The organism is Olivibacter sitiensis DSM 17696 (assembly GCF_000427965.1).
Lineage (GTDB): Bacteria > Bacteroidota > Bacteroidia > Sphingobacteriales > Sphingobacteriaceae > Olivibacter > Olivibacter sitiensis.
Genome location: NZ_ATZA01000002.1, coordinates 72,513 through 90,040 on the forward strand (window position 1 = coordinate 72,513; position 17,528 = coordinate 90,040).

Here is a 17,528-nt window from a genome sequence, read left to right on the forward strand (position 1 = left end):
AAATCAATCCTTTTATCGTTTTACTAAATGCCTACTGAGTACCAGATCGATAATTTCTTGGGTATTGTCAGGGTAATCAACAGAAACGCGATGGTTACTTTCCAGCCAAGCATCTATCTCTTCGTCATATTTAGGTTTCAAGCTCTTGATGACCGGCACACCCATCTGTTTCAAAGCTGCGGCATTAAGATGCTGCTCGTACTGATTCTTCATGGGGACTACCATTAACTTCTTACTAAGAAAAAGCGCTTCGGCCGGCGTTTCGAAACCTGCACCACATAGCACTCCCGTAGACGTAGCCATGCTCTTGACAAATGCCTCATTGTCGATGGGTTTTACCGAGACATTCTTGGTCGTGAACGGAGACTTATTGTGCTTGGAAAACACCTCCCACGACACATCCTTAAAACGCAGCAAATTCTTTATAAGCCTACGGTCGTCATATGCCGGCAAATAGACGGTATAATGATCTCCGGCAATCACCTCCTGCTCCCTCACTTGTTGCCTGATAACTGGAGTGAAGACGCAGTCGTTGTATATTTGAAAATGAAATCCGTAAGAAAGCGTACTAGGTGAATAATGCTTCAAAATAAACTTCCCCATCATGTCTTGCTCTTTGGGTTTGGGCGACAAGACATCGAGAACAGCCGCTTGATGGCTCAAACTAACGCATGGAAACTCCTTAAGGTAACATGCCCAAGCAGACACCGGTTCAAAGTCGGTAATCACCAGATCGTACTCTTCAATGGGCAAGCTATGGATTTCTTTAATGGTTTGGCGCAACTTGCTCTTCCGGAAGGTCCGCCATAAATCTACGCCCCCACTTTTCCCAAAGATAAAGCTCAATCCGCGCATGCGGTACTTAACGGCAAAGGGGACGGCTAGGTCAGCCTGTATCCCACTGATAAGAACATCCACGTCAACTCGTTTCTGCAGGCAGGGGACTATATCCATCGCCCTGCTAAGGTGACCATTGCCTGTGCCTTGAATAGCGTATAGTACTTTCATTGACAACCGATTAAGGACCTTATCGGCAAAATGGATGTTAATAACGCAAGCTCAGCTTGAGGAATACATACCTCCATAACCATAAGGGCCCTATAAATAACAACTTCATATTATCTAGAAGAGATACCTTTTTTCCTTGTTTTTTGTCTATAATATACCGACCTATCAACCCAATTATCGATGCAAGCACAAAAACAGCTAGACAGCACAGCCACGGCTCTGGCCCACTCTCTTTTTCCCAATATTCCAATTGGACAAAAAGATAGCTGAACAAACCAAAGGTAATCAACATAAAATAAGAAAGCATAGGTGAAAGGCGATAATAACAATAAATTAATATGGCCATTAAAAAAGTAAACCAATTAACAAATCCGTTATATCTCCCAAAAAAAACCAGATAAGGAAATGGAATGAACCACACGAGCCCACACAAACCAAACCACCAGAAAAGCATACCTACCGCCTGTGCCCCCCTTTTGGAGGGAGATGGATATTGTTCTTCATAAAAACGGAAGTAGGTATCTATCGGTCTTAGGGGTTCCTTTTTTGGTTTTTTGTTCTTTGCTGTCATCTTATTGGCAAATCAAAAGGTGCGACCTAAGAAAAATTCCAAGTGCCGCACCTTTACAAATAATATTCTAAAAACTACTTGGCAAAGGATACCGAACGCGTCTCGCGTATGACGGTCACCTTAATCTGCCCAGGATAAGTCATTTCGGTTTGAATTCTATTGGAAATATCGGCAGCTAGAATTTCGGCCTGTGCATCATTCACCTTTTCACTCTCCACTACTACACGTAATTCCCTACCCGCCTGTATGGCGAAAGTTTTTTCGACTCCCGGGTACGAGAGTGCTAGCTCTTCGAGTTCCTTCAAGCGTTTGATATAACTCTCTACCACCTCGCGTCTGGCACCTGGACGTGCACCTGATATGGCGTCACAAGCTTGCACGATGGGAGAAATCAGGGAAGTCATTTCAATTTCGTCATGGTGGGCACCAATTGCATTGCACACTTCCGGATGCTCTTTATATTTTTCTGCCAGTTGCATCCCCAAAATAGCGTGTGGCAACTCTGGATTATCGTCAGGCACCTTACCAATATCATGCAGAAGTCCGGCGCGCTTAGCAAGTTTCACATTCAGGCCCAACTCTGCAGCCATCGTGGCACAGAAGTTTGCCACTTCACGCGAGTGCTGCAATAGATTCTGTCCATAGGAGGAACGGTAGCGCATTCGGCCTACCATGCGGATAAGTTCTGGATGCAAACCGTGAATCCCCAAGTCTATGACTGTACGCTCGCCTATCTCCACAATCTCATCTTCAATCTGTTTTTTCGTTTTCGCTACCACCTCTTCTATTCTGGCGGGATGGATACGACCATCGGTCACCAAGCGGTGCAATGCCAAACGAGCAATCTCCCTACGCACCGGGTCGAATCCCGACAAAATGATGGCTTCTGGGGTATCGTCTACTATAATTTCTACCCCCGTGGCAGCTTCCAATGCGCGGATATTTCTACCCTCCCGGCCTATTACCCTACCTTTAATCTCATCATTTTCAATATTGAAAATAGAAACAGTATTCTCTATGGCGCTTTCGGTAGCAGTACGTTGAATGGTTTGGATAACTACTTTTTTAGCTTCTTTATTGGCCGTTAGTTTGGCTTCGTCCACAATATCCTTTATTTGGCTCATTGCCTGCGTACGAGCTTCCTCACGCAAGTTGGCCACCAATTGTTCCCTTGCTTCGCTAGCAGATAACCCAGCTATTGTCTCCAATTGCTTGATATGTTGTAGCTTTAACTGATCTACCTCTTCCTGCTTCTTCTCATTCAGCTCTATTTGTCTTTCGAGGTTCTTACGCGTATTGTCTATTTCTTGCTTTTCCCTGTTGGCATTTTCCAATTTCTGATTAAGGGACTGTTCCTTTTGCCTTAGACTATTCTCCTTTTGACTCAGGGTATTGTTCCGCTGATTTACCTCTTTTTCATGCTCGGCCTTCAAGTGCAAAAACTTTTCCTTAGCTTCCAGCATACGGTTCTTTTTCATCAACTCAGCCTCTTGTTCGGCTTCCTTGAGTATTTTCTTAGCTTTATTCTGGGCGGTTATCTCCTGCTTCTTCAACAATTTACGTAGCAGATATCGCCCTACAGCAAATCCGATTACCAGACCTATTATTATACCTATTATTGTCTCCATGTACTAAACTATAATTAAACGATGTTTGTGTGTAAAAACCACCTGTCTATCTTTTTGCAACAGGCGATAAGATCGTACCTTTTCTAAATTCTTTTTCTAAAAAAAAACCGCAGTTAATAATAAGATTCCAATATTTCAAACTTCTAATTACAAGTTTAGCGTACTAACTATCTTCAGGTGGCCTAAAAGGCAAAATGAAGTATGTCTATTTACGCTTCTTTATATTGAAGTGTTAAGTTTAAAAATAGTGAAATCCGCATTAACCGCGGTTATGTCTTCGAAGCTCTATCTATTACAAAGAACGTATTTATCTGATGCTAAAAAAGCCTGTCAGCAATTCATCTAACTCGGCAACTTTACTAGCCACTGCCGTATCCTCAGATTGCAGCGCTCGCTCGGCTTTCAGCGCAGTCGTGGCATAATGCAATACAGCCATCGACAATAAATCTTGTTTGTCTCTCACCGCATAATTTTCCTGATAATCTTTCAAACGGTCATTGATCACTTTTGCCGCTTGCCTGATAACCTCTTCCTCTTCCATAGCAATGGTAAGTGGATAAATTCTGTCGGCGATATTTATTTTTATGGAAATATCTCCCATATTGAGCTTGTCTTCACTATTTAACAGCAGAACATGCTACTTTAGCAGTTCTATGCACTTGTCAATTTCTCGCACAAAATCGTTAATTTTTTGCTTTATGTCAAGTGTTTTTTCATTTACATCCCTTGTCACAGCAGATGTACCTTCCAATGTACGAGCCACCGCCAAGGCTTTCACCTTCTCTTCCAGCTCCTTTACTTTTCCTTTACTGGTATCCAGGGCCACTTCCAGTGCCTGGTTTTGCAATTGCAGCATATCGTTCTGTTCCTTCAATGATAAGCACAACTCGATTAATTTCGTTGTCTTATCGACCACCTTATCCAGTTGTTTAGACAGCGTAGACATGTATTGCATTAAGTTTATATTCGTTCCGACAAGAGAGCGAGATAGCTATTTCCGTATCTCTGCTCCAGCCTGTTTTTCAAAGTTAAGAATTAATTTTTGCATCACCGCATCTATTTGTTTATCTGTGAGCGTTTTTTCATCGTCCTCCAGTATAAAGCTTAAAGCATACGATTTTTTATTTGCAGGAAGTTTTTCTCCCATATACACGTCAAACACGTTCACCTGTTTCAACAGCTTGCGTTCCGTTTTTTGGGCTATAGCTTTCAAATCCGCAAAACTCACAGACGACTCTATCAATAAGGACAAATCTCTTCTTACAGTAGGGAACTTGGATACTTCCTGATAAGTGATTTTGTTCTTGCTAATGGCTTTAAGAATCATTGCCCAGTCAAAATCAGCATAGAACACCTCTCCTGAAACATCCGTCTTGTCTTTCGGACCCGTCGCTACCGCTCCAAAAGACACTAGCCTCTTTGCTCCCCTTACATAAGCCAAACCATATACAAGATGATCAGAATCAACTTCCTCAACTTGAAGGTTGCTTATACCCAATCGCTTTAAAATGGCATCTACCACCCCCTTGATATCGTAAAAGCTAACAGCGGCATCTGCATTGTTCCATTGCTCGGCATGCCGATTTCCAACCAAGAACAAACTTACCCTCTGTTGTTCTTCATAACCATTCTCATTCGCAAAATAGGTCTTCCCGAATTCAAAGAACTTCAGGTTGATATTGCGTCTTTTTTGGTTGTAGGATATGGCTTCCAAGCCAGAAAACAATAAGCTCTGCCTCATAGTATCTAGGTCACTGCTTAAGGGATTGATAATGCGAACTGCTGTCGATTCATCAACGTAGGCAAGCTTCGTTAGCGAGTTGCACATAATCTCGTTAAAGCCGTTGGCTATCAATAGATCGGCAATGCTATTGTTCAGAACCTCTTTATCTGGTTTGGGTGACGTGGTGAGCGACGCCTTGATTTGCGTTTTAATTTCCACATTATTGTATCCATAGATACGCAGAATTTCTTCTATAACATCTATTTCTCTCGTCACATCCACCCTATAAGGCGGCACTTCTATCGAAAGCGCATCATCCTGTTCCTTTAGCACCTTGATGTCCAAGGCTTCGATGATTGCCTTAATCTCCGCAGGATCGATTTCCTTACCTATTATGGAAGTTACCCTGTCATAATGTACAGTTATGGCAAATGGCTCCATCTTTACGGGGTACACGTCGAGCACGGCCGAGCTAACGGCACCACCCGCCAACTCCTGAATGAGCAAGGCAGCCCATTTCAAGGCAATGACCGTCATATTGGGATCGGTACCGCGCTCGAAACGGAACGAAGAATCCGTCTTCAAGCCATGTCTTTTTGAAGATTTCCTTACGGTAACAGGAATAAAATAGGCACTTTCGAGAAATATTTTCGTAGTTCCTTCACTCACTCCCGAACCTTCCCCACCAAAAACACCCGCTATGCACATCGGCTCCTCGGCATTGCATATCATTAGATCTTCAGATGAAAGCTTACGTTCAACGCCATCCAGTGTCCTGAAGGGCGTCCCTTCTGAAACTCTTTTTACGACAACTTTGCCTCCAACAATCTTATCTGCATCGAAAGCATGCATAGGCTGACCCAATGCGTGCAGCACATAGTTGGTAACATCTACAATGTTGTTGATGGGGCGTACCCCAATAGCAGCTAGTTTTTCCACCAACCAATCGGGCGAAGGCTTTACCTCCACTCCACTTATTGTAAGAGAGGAGTATCGAGGGCACAAGCCCGCATCTTCCACCTCTACTGGGATAGTGAGTCCGTCCCCGGCAACAAAAGCAGTCACATCGGGAATTTTCACATCTGCTCTCAAGTAGGCGGCCACATCCCTTGCCACACCCAGGTGAGAGGCAGCATCGGCTCTATTAGGCGTTAGACCTATTTCGAAGCAATAATCGTCTTTTACTTCAAAATACTCTTTGGCCAGAGCACCAACCGGTGCATCCACATCCAATACCATGATACCATCATGAGATTGGCCCAAACCTATCTCGTCCTCCGCACAAATCATCCCTTCGGACACCTCCCCCCTTATTTTTGATTTATTGATCTTGAAAGACTCCCCTTCCAAGGGATATACGATGGTACCTACCGTAGCTACCACTACCTTTTGGCCTTCGGCTACGTTGGGTGCTCCACATACGATATGCAGAAGTTCTTCCCCACCTACGTCAACGGTAGTGACCCGCAGCCTGTCGGCATTCGGATGAGGCGCACATGATTTCACATGTCCAATCACCAGTCCTTCCAGGCCGCCAGGAATAGCCTGCACCAATTCCAAATGTTCCACTTCCAGGCCCACATCGGTCAGTATCAAAGCAAGCTCCTCCGGAGTTTTGTCTATTTGTATAAAATCTTTCAGCCAGTTATATGATATTTTCATTTTCTATATTCATTTTGCCTTTTCCCTCATCTTTACCGCCTCTTTTAATAGGTTGCAAACTTAGACAAAATTGCGTTTAGATACAATTTGGTTTAAGAAAGGAAAATGTACTCCCGTTGTATCAGAAAAAGCCTCCGCTTGCCCTATACACGCTTGATGTTAATTTCTTTGGTACCGATAATGAGCAGCGGAACACGCTCTATCGTGACGAAGCTGGAGTCCAAGCCGAAACCTTGTTCTTCAGACAAACTGAAGCGCTTGAGGAAATTATACACATCGATTACCATTTTGTCGATAAAGCGCAGATCATTTGAACGCGACACGACCTTTTCCAGTACTACAAAACGAAAGTCACCCACCATATTGTATTTTTTCAATGTAACGTAACGACTGGTAATATCCACTTCATTGTTTTTCACCATGTCCTCTATTACCTTCCTAAACAGCAAGCTAATACGCTGTTCCACGCGAAATCCCAAACGGAAATCTATTCTGATCAGCTTTTGAGGGATCAAGTGATCTACCTTGTACTCACTCGTATAGGGCTCATCGGTCACATCCACATGCACAAACCAGTATACATCTGCCCTTTTCGGCTTCTTTTGCAAGATGGAGTACATAATTTTCGATTCGATTTCGGACCGGAAGTTGGCACTGGTCAGGTAAACGAGTTGCGAAGCATACCTTGGAATACTCTCATCTTCTGTTATTTCGCTCAGAATGGGGAAGTAGTCCTCCACATCCACAAAACGCAAATAACTGTTTTTTACTTTTCTCGCCCACCACCATACCATCATTACAAACAGTACGATGGCAGACAACAATAGGGTAAGCCATCCACCATGGCTTATTTTACTGGCGTTAGCCATAAGAAAACCCAACTCGACCACCATATAAACACTTGCAAAAAGTGCCACAAGGTACCTGGAGACACGCTTGCGGTACAGGTATACAGTCATCAGAATAGTCGTCGTAACGAACGTGACGTTGATAGCCAATCCATACGCAGCCTCCATGTTTTTCGATTCCTGAAAAACTAGTACTACCAACATACAACCTAACCAAAGTATGGTGTTGATAGAAGGCACATAAAGCTGCCCTTTCTGATTGCTAGGATAATTGATCTTTACCTTGGGCCATATATTGAGTCTCACAGCCTCCGAAATAAGAGTGAAAGACCCCGAGATCATCGCCTGGCTGGCAATAATAGCAGCAATCGTTGCAATGACGATGCCATAGGTCAAAAACCAATCTGGCATAATGAGATAGAATGGATTCTTGCCATCTAAAATAGCTCCTTGGTGCTGGTATAACCAAGCACCTTGCCCAAAATAATTAAGCACCAAGCATATCTTAACATATATCCAGCTAATACGGATATTGGCACGACCACAATGCCCCAAATCGGAATATAGGGATTCCGCACCTGTTGTACATAGGAAAATAGCACCCAAGATATACAATGAATTGGGATAATGGATTAGCAAGTCTATGGCATAGTACGGATTGAGTGCTTTGAATATCTCCGGAAAAAGTGAGGCATTGAAAAAGCCAAGCAAGCCCATCATAGTGAACCAAATAAACATAAATGGCCCAAAAATCTTGCCTACTACGGAGGTTCCGAATCGCTGAAAGACAAAAAGCAAAGATATGATGGCCATTACAATTGGCACCGTAGGCAGTTGGGGATTATATGCACGCAAGCCCTCTACAGCGGACGATACCGTAATGGGGGGAGTAATCATGCCATCGGCCAACAGAGAAGCTCCCCCTACCATGGCCGGAAAAATAAGCCATTTAGCACGCCTTTTGACCAAGGAATATAAAGATAAGATCCCGCCCTCCCCTTTATTATCTGCACGCAGGGTGATAATAACGTACTTGATCGTCGTCTGCAGGGTCAGCGTCCAAAAAACACAGGACAAGCCTCCGAGAACCACCATGGCACTAATGGCACCATCGCCTACTATCGCTTTGAAGACATATAAAGGGGAAGTACCTATATCTCCGAAAATGACACCTAAGCTGATAAGGAGTCCCGCGGCACTTAACCGGTGCAGGTTTTTTGAGTTTTCCACGCGCAATAATTGTGTGATCGGTGCAAAGGTAGCCAATTATACGACATACTAAATATTACCGTCAATTGGCATCAAAACAAACAACACAAACCCCAAGCAACTTCGCAACGATGAAACTTGTTAAAAATTGTTAAAATGTTTTTTTTATTTACAATACAACAGTTTTTGTGGAATAATTGTTATACTTTTGTAGTTAGATAAGCTGTAATTATCATAAACCACTAAGTGAGTATAAAAACATTAAAGTTGACCCAATTTAAGGCTAACTTGTTTGATGATACAAAGTGACAAAAAAGGCGCTATCATTAAATACTATTTGCATGAAAAAACGTTACTCTACTATATTTTTCACCACGCTCATAGCTTGTTTGGCTGTAGCCCTACACTGCCCTACGGTGTTGTTGGCAAATGCTGACCAATTGCCAACAACAAGGGACACCATTTTTAAAATGAGAGCCAATATAGAGCGTAAGCAAACTGTTTCTGAATTGTTAAAAAAAGGAAACACACCGTACGATAATGCGGTAAAAACCTATGCTGCCCTCACGACCTCTTCAAAGTATCTACAAGACACAGAAAAACTGCTTAGTAACGTAAAAGTGTTCCCTTCACAGGTGACAGATCAAATATCGCTCTCTTTTCGCTTGAGCAAGGATACGAATATCTCAGTCAAGCTGATGGACGCCTTGGGCAATGAAGTAGCCATTTTACTGTCTCAACGGTTAACCGCTGGCGACCACGATCACAGTTTCGCCATATCAAACAAGCTGAATAAAGGATATTATTTTCTTCGCGTAACGGCTGGTACAGAACAACCCATTATTAAGCGCATCGAAGCATTGTGATTCGCAGGAGGTATGCTCCTGCACTACAAGTTTTCTTCACAACTCATAGCTGGAAGCGCATCTGCAGTATTTCCCCATCAAGTGCCACACGGTGCTGAAGCTGCATGCTAAACTCTTGCCCCTATAGCCTGTCAGAGAGCGATCTTAAAACCTTTAAAATACCCACCAATGGGTTAACCCTAAAATGCATTGCATTGTCTCTCTTTTTTGCCTAAGTTTGGACAGAAAACAAACAGACAAATTCCAATGAAAATAATTGCCATCGGAAGAAACTATTCAGAACATGCCAAGGAGCTTAACAACCCCATACCAGAAAAACCCGTTATCTTTCTGAAGCCTGACACAGCAGTTCTTAAGGACAATAAGGACTTTTATTACCCTAGCTTTTCAAAAGATATTCACTATGAAGTGGAACTGATTTTGCAGATATGCAAAGAAGGAAGGCATATCAACCCCAAATTTGCATCCAACTATTATGATAAAATAGGACTAGGTATTGACTTCACTGCCAGAGACATACAAAGCGAACACAAGGCAAAAGGTCTTCCCTGGGAATTGGCCAAAGCCTTTGATCACTCGGCTCCCATCAGCGAATTACTCCCCAAATCGCAGTTTGCCGATTTGTATAACATTCATTTCTCGCTACTAAAAAATGGCAGCATCGTACAGAATGGCAACACACAGGATTTATTGTTTTCTTTCGAGGAGATTATCACCTTTGTCAGTCAATATATCACCTTACGAAAGGGAGACATCATCTTCACGGGCACGCCCTCTGGCGTAGGCCCTATTGCCATTGGCGATCACCTGGAGGGTTACATCGAACAAGAAAAGCTCTTGGACTTTAACATCAAATAAAGCAGCTAAATACTCAAAAGTAAAAAAGAATGCGGCACAAATTGACATTTGCAATCTTTCTCTATACTTATGGACTTTCCTCGGTGCTTGCACAGGAATCTATCATCCAAAGCAAGGTGTATCCAAAAGATTATTTCAGACCACCACTGGACCTAGCGCCACAGGCAGCCGGCTCATTTGGAGAGCTCAGGCCCAATCATTTCCATACCGGCACTGACTACCGTACCAATCAGCGCGAGGGCTATCCTGTATATGCCGTGGCCGATGGGTTCGTTTCTCGAGTACGCGTACAAATAGGTGGAGGTGGCAACATACTTTATATAGATCATCCAAATGGATACACAAGCGTCTATATGCACTTGCAACGATTCAATGGACAAGTGGTCGATTTGCTTCGCGCCAAACAAAAGGAAGAAGAACGCTTCGACGTAGACTTCATGCTTCAGCCTTTGTTCGTTTCGGTAAAAAAGGGAGATGTCATAGCCTACTCTGGCAATACTGGAGGGTCGGCCGGTCCTCACCTGCACTTTGAACTCCGCAACACGAAAACCGAGATGCCCATCAATGCACAGCTCTTCGGACTCACCATTCCCGACCGCATTCCACCCACCATCAGTGGCATCACCGTTTACCATATGGGCGATGGCCCTTTCAGCGAAAACACGGAGAGGGCACATCTCACCGTAACTGGCACTAATGGCAACTACAAGCTCGCTACCACCAGTCCCATCGCCATAAATGGCAAAACGGGATTTGGAATAGTTACTACCGACCGAAACTCGGCTTCTGCCAATGTAAACGGTGTGTATTCCGTCGAGCTATACCTGGACAATAAACGGATTTACAGCGCCGTATTCGAAACACTTTCTTTTGACAACAACAGAGCCATCAACGCTCATATAGACTACCCCACATACATACTACACAGTCGAAGAATACAGAAAAGTTTTGTTGAACCAGGAAACAAACTAGAAATATATCACCACTTAATAGAGCAAGGTATCATAGATATTCAAGATGAAGACATCCACGAATTAAAGTACTTGGTAAAAGACGTGGCTGGCAATAGCAGTAGCCTGACTTTTCCTGTTAAAAAAACAACCACGCTCTCCATAAAAAACGCTGACCCAAATACAGCAACGGCCATTTTCAAAAGAGACAGGGAAAATATATTTAAAAACGACAACATAAAACTGGAAATGGCAAAAGATAATCTCTATAGCGACCTCTATTTCCAATATTCGCAGGGTAAGAAGCCACTTACTGGCTATTCCTCCCTGCATAACATCCACAATCGCATGATCCCTGTACATAACGGGTACACGTTGTATATCAAGCCAGATTCCAACTTGCCCCCCGCACTGTATGACAAGGCACTAATTGTGGACAGTAAGGGCAATGCCCAAGGAGGTGCCTATGAAAATGGCTACGTCAAGGGATTCATGCGCACACTCGGCGCTTTCTACATTGCTGTAGATAGCGTAGCGCCCTCTATTACACCAGTAAACATCGTAGCTGGCAAAAGCATGAAAGGTATCTCCCGCATAAATCTGAAGATCAGGGATAACCTTTCGGGCATCAAATCGCTTAAAGGATATATCGACGACCAATGGGTGTTGATGGAATACGACAGCAAGACGGCATCGCTTTGGCACGTCTTCGACCCCAAGCTGCCCAGCGGCACGCATCACTTCAAACTGATAGTAAGCGATTGGAAAGACAATGTAAAGGAATATCAGGTAAACTTTGTGAGATAGATATGAGAGACGGAATGTGGGACAACCAAGAACAAACAACCAACAAACAAACATGGCAACACTAAAAGAGGGCGACATAGCCCCAAATTTTACGGCACAGGATCAATCGGGCAAATCCGTCACCTTGAGCGACTTTCGTGGCAAAAAGGTTATTCTCTATTTCTACCCTAAAGACAATACACCGGGCTGCACCACGGAAGCATGCAGCTTTCGCGACAATTACCAATCCCTGGTAAAAGATGGCTTTGAAGTACTTGGCGTAAGCACAGACAGTGTAGCATCGCACCAGAAGTTTATTGCCAAACATAGCCTACCTTTTACCCTTTTGGCAGATGAAAACAAGCAGATAGTAGAAGCTTATGGGGTGTGGGGTGAAAAAAACATGTACGGAAAAAAATACATGGGTATTGCTAGAACGACCTTCGTAATTGACGAAAAGGGGCATATAACCCATATAATCAAGAAAGTAGACACCAAAAATGCAAGCGAACAGGTAAGGTCACTATATCAATAGTCTTCCATTTTTTACTTTTTATTTTTTTACATTTTACTTATCCTATTACTTACCTTTGCCGCATCGCATATAAGAACATAACCAATTCAAAATGAATGCAGATATAACAAAACTAGAAAGCATTGCAAAACAAGTCCGAAGAGACATAGTCAGGATGGTACATGGCTGCCAATCAGGACATCCGGGTGGCTCCTTAGGTTGTGCAGATTACTTTGTTGCCTTATACTTCCAAGTATTGAAGCACGATCCAAGTTTTAATATGGACGGCATAGGCGAAGATCTTTTCTTTTTATCAAACGGACACATATCGCCCGTGTTTTACAGCACCTTGGCGCGGGCTGGGTACTTCGATGTCAAAGAGCTAAGTACTTTCCGCAAAATTGATTCGCGCTTGCAGGGCCACCCTACCACGCATGAGCATCTTCCTGGCATACGCATAGCTTCCGGATCTCTGGGACAAGGGCTATCTGTTGCTATAGGAGCGGCACAAGCAAAGAAACTTAACAATGACGACCGCACCGTATACGTGTTGATGGGCGATGGTGAGCTACAAGAAGGCCAGATATGGGAAGCGGCCATGTACGCACCTCACAACAAAGTGGACAACCTCATTGCTACCATCGATGTAAACGGTCAGCAGATCGATGGCTCAACCGAGCAGGTACTCTCTTTGGGTAATCTCGAAGCCAAGTGGCTAGCATTTGGTTGGGATGTATTGAAAACCAACGGCAATAACATGAGTGAGCTGCTAGAGGCTCTGGACGAAGCCAAAAGGCGTAGTGGCAGAGGAAAACCGATCATTATTCTCATGAGAACCGAAATGGGTAACGGTGTCGATTTCATGATGGGATCGCACAAATGGCATGGCGTAGCACCAAACGACGAGCAACTGGCTACAGCTTTGGATCAATTGGAAGAAACGCTCGGTGATTATTAATTTTGACCTGAAATTTGAGCCCATAGATTTGAGACCTTTAAACGCCGATCTCATATCTCATATCTCACATCTCATATCTGAGTACATGAAAAAATACACATATACAGAAAAGAAAGATACCCGCTCTGGCTTTGGTGCAGGCTTACATGAAGCTGGAAAGAAAAACGATCAGGTGGTGGCACTCTGTGCCGACCTCATTGGTTCATTGAAAATGGATGCCTTTAAGAAGGATTTTCCTGAGCGATTTTTCCAGACAGGGATAGCCGAAGCCAACATGATAGGCATGGCGGCAGGATTGACCATAGGTGGAAAAATCCCTTTCACCGGCACTTTTGCCAATTTTTCCACGGGAAGGGTCTATGACCAGATCAGGCAATCAGTGGCCTATTCTAACAAGAATGTGAAGATCTGCGCCAGCCACGCCGGCCTCACCTTAGGCGAAGATGGCGCTACCCATCAAATACTGGAAGACATCGGCCTGATGAAAATGCTTCCGGGCATGACGGTCATTAACCCCTGTGATTTCAATCAAACCAAGGCTGCCACCATAGCTATTGCTGAATATGAAGGCCCCGTATACCTCCGTTTTGGGCGTCCCGCCGTACCTATCTTTACCGATCCCGATCAGAAATTTGAGATCGGCAAAGCATGGATGGTCAATGAAGGCAGCGACGTGAGCATCATAGCTACCGGCCACATGGTATGGGAAGCCATACTTGCAGGAGAAAGACTGGAAGAAATGGGTATAGATGCCGAGATCATAAACATCCACACCATTAAACCCTTAGATGAAGAAGCTATCTTGAAATCGGTAGGGAAAACAGGTTGTGTCGTCACGGCAGAGGAGCACAACAGACTTGGTGGATTGGGAGATAGCGTTGCTCAGGTATTGTCCAAGCACCTCCCTACTCCACAAGAATATGTGGCAGTCAACGATAGCTTTGGAGAAAGCGGCACCCCAGCTCAATTGATGAAGAAATATGGACTAGATGCCGAAAGTATCGTAAATGCCGTAAAAAAAGTAATGGAACGCAAGAAATAGTGCTTCCTCTCTTCAAAAAAGGTGAAAATATTCATGGTATTTTCGCCTTTTTTATTTTATTTTCGTCCATATCATGACCGACGCTGAGATAATTGAAAAGTTTGCTGATGAGCAGTCGCGACACACGGCATTTAATGAGCTATTAAAAAAATACCAACAAAAGATTTATTGGCATGTACGCCGTTTTGTAGTCAATCATGACGATGCAGATGACCTGGTACAAGACATATTTGTAAAGGTATGGCGCAATTTGGCCAATTTCAGGGCAGATGCCCAATTGTATACTTGGCTATACCGCATTGCCAGCAATGAGTGTATCACCTTTCTCAATAAGAAGAAACAACAGCAAAATATTTCTCTGAATGACGAATCTTCTGCCTACCTTGCAGAGAACCTAACCGCATCCAACTACTTTAATGGCAATCAGGCACAGCTGAAACTGCAACAAGCTTTGCTCACACTGCCCGACAAACAACGGTTGGTATTCAACATGAAGTACTTTGATGACATGAAGTACGAGGAGATTTCCGAAGCGCTAGGAACCAGTGTGGGAGCCCTTAAGGCCTCATACCATCTTGCAGTAAAAAAAATAGAGCACTTTTTTAAGAATACGGATTAAACCTTTTAGTCAAGCAGTTATCTAATTCAGGTACTATGAACGGAAAATCAATCAATCAAGAAGGGCACGAAAACGGGATGATCTTCCTCCAGGAGGCAAAGGGAAATCCTTTTATCGTACCTACAGGTTATTTTGATTCCCTTACAAATCGAATCAACACGCGCATTCAGGTCAATGAAGCGGTAAAGGAGTCTTTTGTGGTACCGGAAAATTATTTTACCGGGCTATCGGAAGATATCCATACGCGCATAGCCGAATTTGAGTTGAAAAGCGAAGTTCCCTCTATTGACTATGAAGTTCCTAATGATTATTTCGACAGTCTATCGTCTCGTATCCAATCCAAGATTGCAGAAGAAAGTACACAACCAAAAGATGGTGGTGCGGTTATCCCTATAGGACGAAGAAAAAAATTCCCACTCTTCTATAGATATGCCGCCGCTGCATGCCTCTTCCTTGGTATCGGTACCATCACCTACAACAGGCTGTACCACGAAGCAAGTTTGCAAGAACGCATTGAACAAGTATCCGATAGCGATATTATCACCTATTTGGATTACTACGCTCAACTGGACGATATGGAATACTTATTGGAAAGCATGGGCGAAGAAGATCTAATATTAGAGTCAACCAGCTTTTCTCGGGAAGAAATAGAGGACTACCTGTCCCAAAATTTTTAAACACACATGAGACGTATTCTATTTATTTGTTTTATCGGTCTTGTTGGTATAGGCATAGTGAAAGGGCAAGATCATGATAGATTTAAAAAGATTGAAGCGGCCAAAATAGCCTACATTACCAAGGAGCTGGAGCTTACCCCCAAAGAGGCCGAGCGCTTCTTTCCTTTGTACAATCAGTACCATAGGGAAATGCGCTTACTTATGGATCGCAAGCACAGCAAAGATAACCGCAAAGGTGAAATCGAATCGGATGCAGAAATTGTCGCACTTAAGAAACGTTACAGGGAAGAGTTTGTCCCTATCATCAACCCACAGCGTGCCAGCCGTTTCTTTGAAGTGGAACGCGAGTTCAGGGAAGAATTGATGAAGGTGATCAGACAACGTAGGAAAAATGAAAACCCTGAACTATAGACAGCTTTTTTTGCTGAATACGGCCCAAACCTCCACTAGTCCCCGACTCATCGAAGTGGAAAAGGCCGAAGGAATATATCTCTATGGCCCCAATGGGGAAAAGTACATGGATCTAGTATCTGGTTTTGCCGTGAGCAATATTGGCCACAGGCACCCCAGAGTAGTACAAGCAGTGAAAGACCAGGTAGACAAATACATGCATGTCACGGTCTATGGCGAGTTTATACAAGCACCCCAGGTCTTATTGGCCACAGAACTCATTGCACTGTTGCCCAAGAGTCTCAACACCGTTTACTTCACCAATTCGGGTACGGAAGCTACAGAAGGTGCTATGAAAATAGCAAAAAAATATAGTGGAAAATCTAAATTCATAGCAGCCAGAAAAGCCTACCATGGCAGTACACAAGGTGCACTAAGCCTTATAGGCGATGAAAAATTCAGGACTCCTTTTGAGCCTTTGCTTCCAAACGTAGAATTTATACAATACAACGATAAGGACGAGCTGGACAAGATAGACGAAAATACGGCAGCGGTCATTTTGGAGTCTATCCAAGGTGAAGCTGGTATTCGAGTGCCAGATTTGGCTTATATGCAGGCCGTCCGCAAGAAATGTGATGAAACGGGCGCATTGCTCATCTTGGATGAAATACAAACCGGCTTTGGTCGCACAGGCAAGCTTTTTGCCTTTGAACACTACCTGATAGTGCCTGACATTCTCTTATTGGCCAAAGGCTTAGGCGGAGGCATGCCTTTGGGTGCTTTCGTAACAAGGCACGAAATAATGGATGTGATCAAAGATAACCCCATATTGGGGCATATCACTACCTTCGGCGGACATCCAGTGAGCTGTGCCGCTGGCCTTGCGTCGTTACAGGCTATATTGGATGAGCACCTAATGGATAAAGTAGAGGAAAAGCATCGCTTGTTCAGGCAATTGCTGGTACATCCAAGCATCAAAGAGATACGAGGTAAGGGGTTGATGATGTGTATCCAACTGGATACGTTCTACCAAGTGGAGAATATAAGCAAGTACTGCGCAGAACACGGCATTATGATAGATTGGTTCTTGCACCACGAAACCGCCTTAAGGCTAGCGCCACCATTGATTATTTCCGACAAACAAATCAGCGAGGCTTGTCAAGTGATCTTGCAGGGCATAGAAAAATATAGTTAATCCAAGAAAAAATCAAAAAAAAGA

At 43.6% G+C, this 17,528-nt stretch carries 17 protein-coding genes; 10 read left to right on the plus strand and 7 right to left on the minus strand.

Going from position 1 to position 17,528, the window contains the following annotated elements; all coding sequences use genetic code 11:
* Positions 1 to 12 precede the first annotated feature (12 nt).
* From A37S_RS0101470 to A37S_RS0101500, 7 genes are all read right to left on the minus strand, one after another.
* Entirely contained in the window at positions 13 to 1,008 is a 996-nt protein-coding gene (locus A37S_RS0101470; protein ID WP_028295463.1) for a glycosyltransferase family protein, read from the minus strand.
* Between the two features lie 37 nt (positions 1,009 to 1,045).
* Entirely contained in the window at positions 1,046 to 1,579 is a 534-nt protein-coding gene (locus A37S_RS27365; RefSeq protein WP_028295464.1) for a DUF962 domain-containing protein, read from the minus strand.
* 74 nt (positions 1,580 to 1,653) lie between these two features.
* A complete protein-coding gene (gene rny, locus A37S_RS0101480) occupies positions 1,654 to 3,207 on the minus strand; it encodes a ribonuclease Y (protein ID WP_028295465.1) in 1,554 nt (517 codons plus the stop codon).
* A 307-nt stretch (positions 3,208 to 3,514) separates the two neighbouring features.
* Positions 3,515 to 3,808 (minus strand): cell division protein ZapA, encoded by a 294-nt coding sequence (locus A37S_RS0101485; RefSeq protein ID WP_028295466.1) that lies wholly within the window; start codon positions 3,806 to 3,808, stop codon positions 3,515 to 3,517.
* A gap of 36 nt (positions 3,809 to 3,844) precedes the next feature.
* Positions 3,845 to 4,153 (minus strand): hypothetical protein, encoded by a 309-nt coding sequence (locus tag A37S_RS0101490; RefSeq protein WP_028295467.1) that lies wholly within the window; start codon positions 4,151 to 4,153, stop codon positions 3,845 to 3,847.
* Positions 4,154 to 4,198: 45 nt separating this feature from the next.
* On the minus strand, positions 4,199 to 6,592 hold the full coding sequence (gene pheT, locus A37S_RS0101495; RefSeq protein WP_028295468.1) for a phenylalanine--tRNA ligase subunit beta: 2,394 nt from the start codon (positions 6,590 to 6,592) through the stop codon (positions 4,199 to 4,201).
* 143 nt (positions 6,593 to 6,735) lie between these two features.
* A complete protein-coding gene (locus A37S_RS0101500; protein ID WP_028295469.1) occupies positions 6,736 to 8,670 on the minus strand; it encodes a KUP/HAK/KT family potassium transporter in 1,935 nt (644 codons plus the stop codon).
* A 320-nt stretch (positions 8,671 to 8,990) separates the two neighbouring features.
* On the opposite strand from A37S_RS0101500, the gene A37S_RS23180 reads away from it, so the two are divergent.
* The 10 genes from A37S_RS23180 (at position 8,991) to A37S_RS0101555 (ending at position 17,504) form a co-directional block, all read left to right on the plus strand.
* Positions 8,991 to 9,515, plus strand: coding sequence for a T9SS type A sorting domain-containing protein (locus tag A37S_RS23180; protein WP_157278308.1), 525 nt, complete (start codon positions 8,991 to 8,993; stop codon positions 9,513 to 9,515).
* Positions 9,516 to 9,761: 246 nt separating this feature from the next.
* Positions 9,762 to 10,373 carry a fumarylacetoacetate hydrolase family protein gene (locus A37S_RS0101515; RefSeq protein ID WP_028295470.1) on the plus strand — a complete coding sequence of 204 codons (612 nt, stop codon included), beginning with the start codon at positions 9,762 to 9,764 and terminating at the stop codon, positions 10,371 to 10,373.
* A gap of 29 nt (positions 10,374 to 10,402) precedes the next feature.
* A complete protein-coding gene (locus A37S_RS0101520) occupies positions 10,403 to 12,130 on the plus strand; it encodes a M23 family metallopeptidase (RefSeq protein WP_051292634.1) in 1,728 nt (575 codons plus the stop codon).
* Positions 12,131 to 12,182: 52 nt separating this feature from the next.
* A complete protein-coding gene (gene bcp, locus A37S_RS0101525; RefSeq protein ID WP_028295472.1) occupies positions 12,183 to 12,644 on the plus strand; it encodes a thioredoxin-dependent thiol peroxidase in 462 nt (153 codons plus the stop codon).
* A gap of 91 nt (positions 12,645 to 12,735) precedes the next feature.
* Complete coding sequence (locus A37S_RS0101530; RefSeq protein WP_028295473.1) at positions 12,736 to 13,581, plus strand: transketolase; 846 nt, start codon at positions 12,736 to 12,738, stop codon at positions 13,579 to 13,581.
* Positions 13,582 to 13,666: 85 nt separating this feature from the next.
* Positions 13,667 to 14,623, plus strand: a complete 957-nt coding sequence (locus A37S_RS0101535; RefSeq protein ID WP_028295474.1) for a transketolase family protein — start codon at positions 13,667 to 13,669, stop codon at positions 14,621 to 14,623.
* A 73-nt stretch (positions 14,624 to 14,696) separates the two neighbouring features.
* The gene (locus A37S_RS0101540; RefSeq protein WP_028295475.1) at positions 14,697 to 15,242 is read left to right on the plus strand and encodes an RNA polymerase sigma factor; all 546 of its coding nucleotides are present in this window, start codon (positions 14,697 to 14,699) and stop codon (positions 15,240 to 15,242) included.
* 35 nt (positions 15,243 to 15,277) lie between these two features.
* Complete coding sequence (locus A37S_RS0101545; RefSeq protein ID WP_028295476.1) at positions 15,278 to 15,919, plus strand: hypothetical protein; 642 nt, start codon at positions 15,278 to 15,280, stop codon at positions 15,917 to 15,919.
* Between the two features lie 6 nt (positions 15,920 to 15,925).
* Positions 15,926 to 16,330 carry a hypothetical protein gene (locus A37S_RS0101550; RefSeq protein WP_028295477.1) on the plus strand — a complete coding sequence of 135 codons (405 nt, stop codon included), beginning with the start codon at positions 15,926 to 15,928 and terminating at the stop codon, positions 16,328 to 16,330.
* Positions 16,311 to 17,504: an aspartate aminotransferase family protein gene (locus A37S_RS0101555; RefSeq protein WP_036600874.1), complete on the plus strand. Its 1,194-nt coding sequence runs from the start codon at positions 16,311 to 16,313 to the stop codon at positions 17,502 to 17,504. The genes A37S_RS0101550 and A37S_RS0101555 overlap by 20 nt, the downstream gene beginning before the upstream one ends.
* Positions 17,505 to 17,528 lie beyond the last annotated feature (24 nt).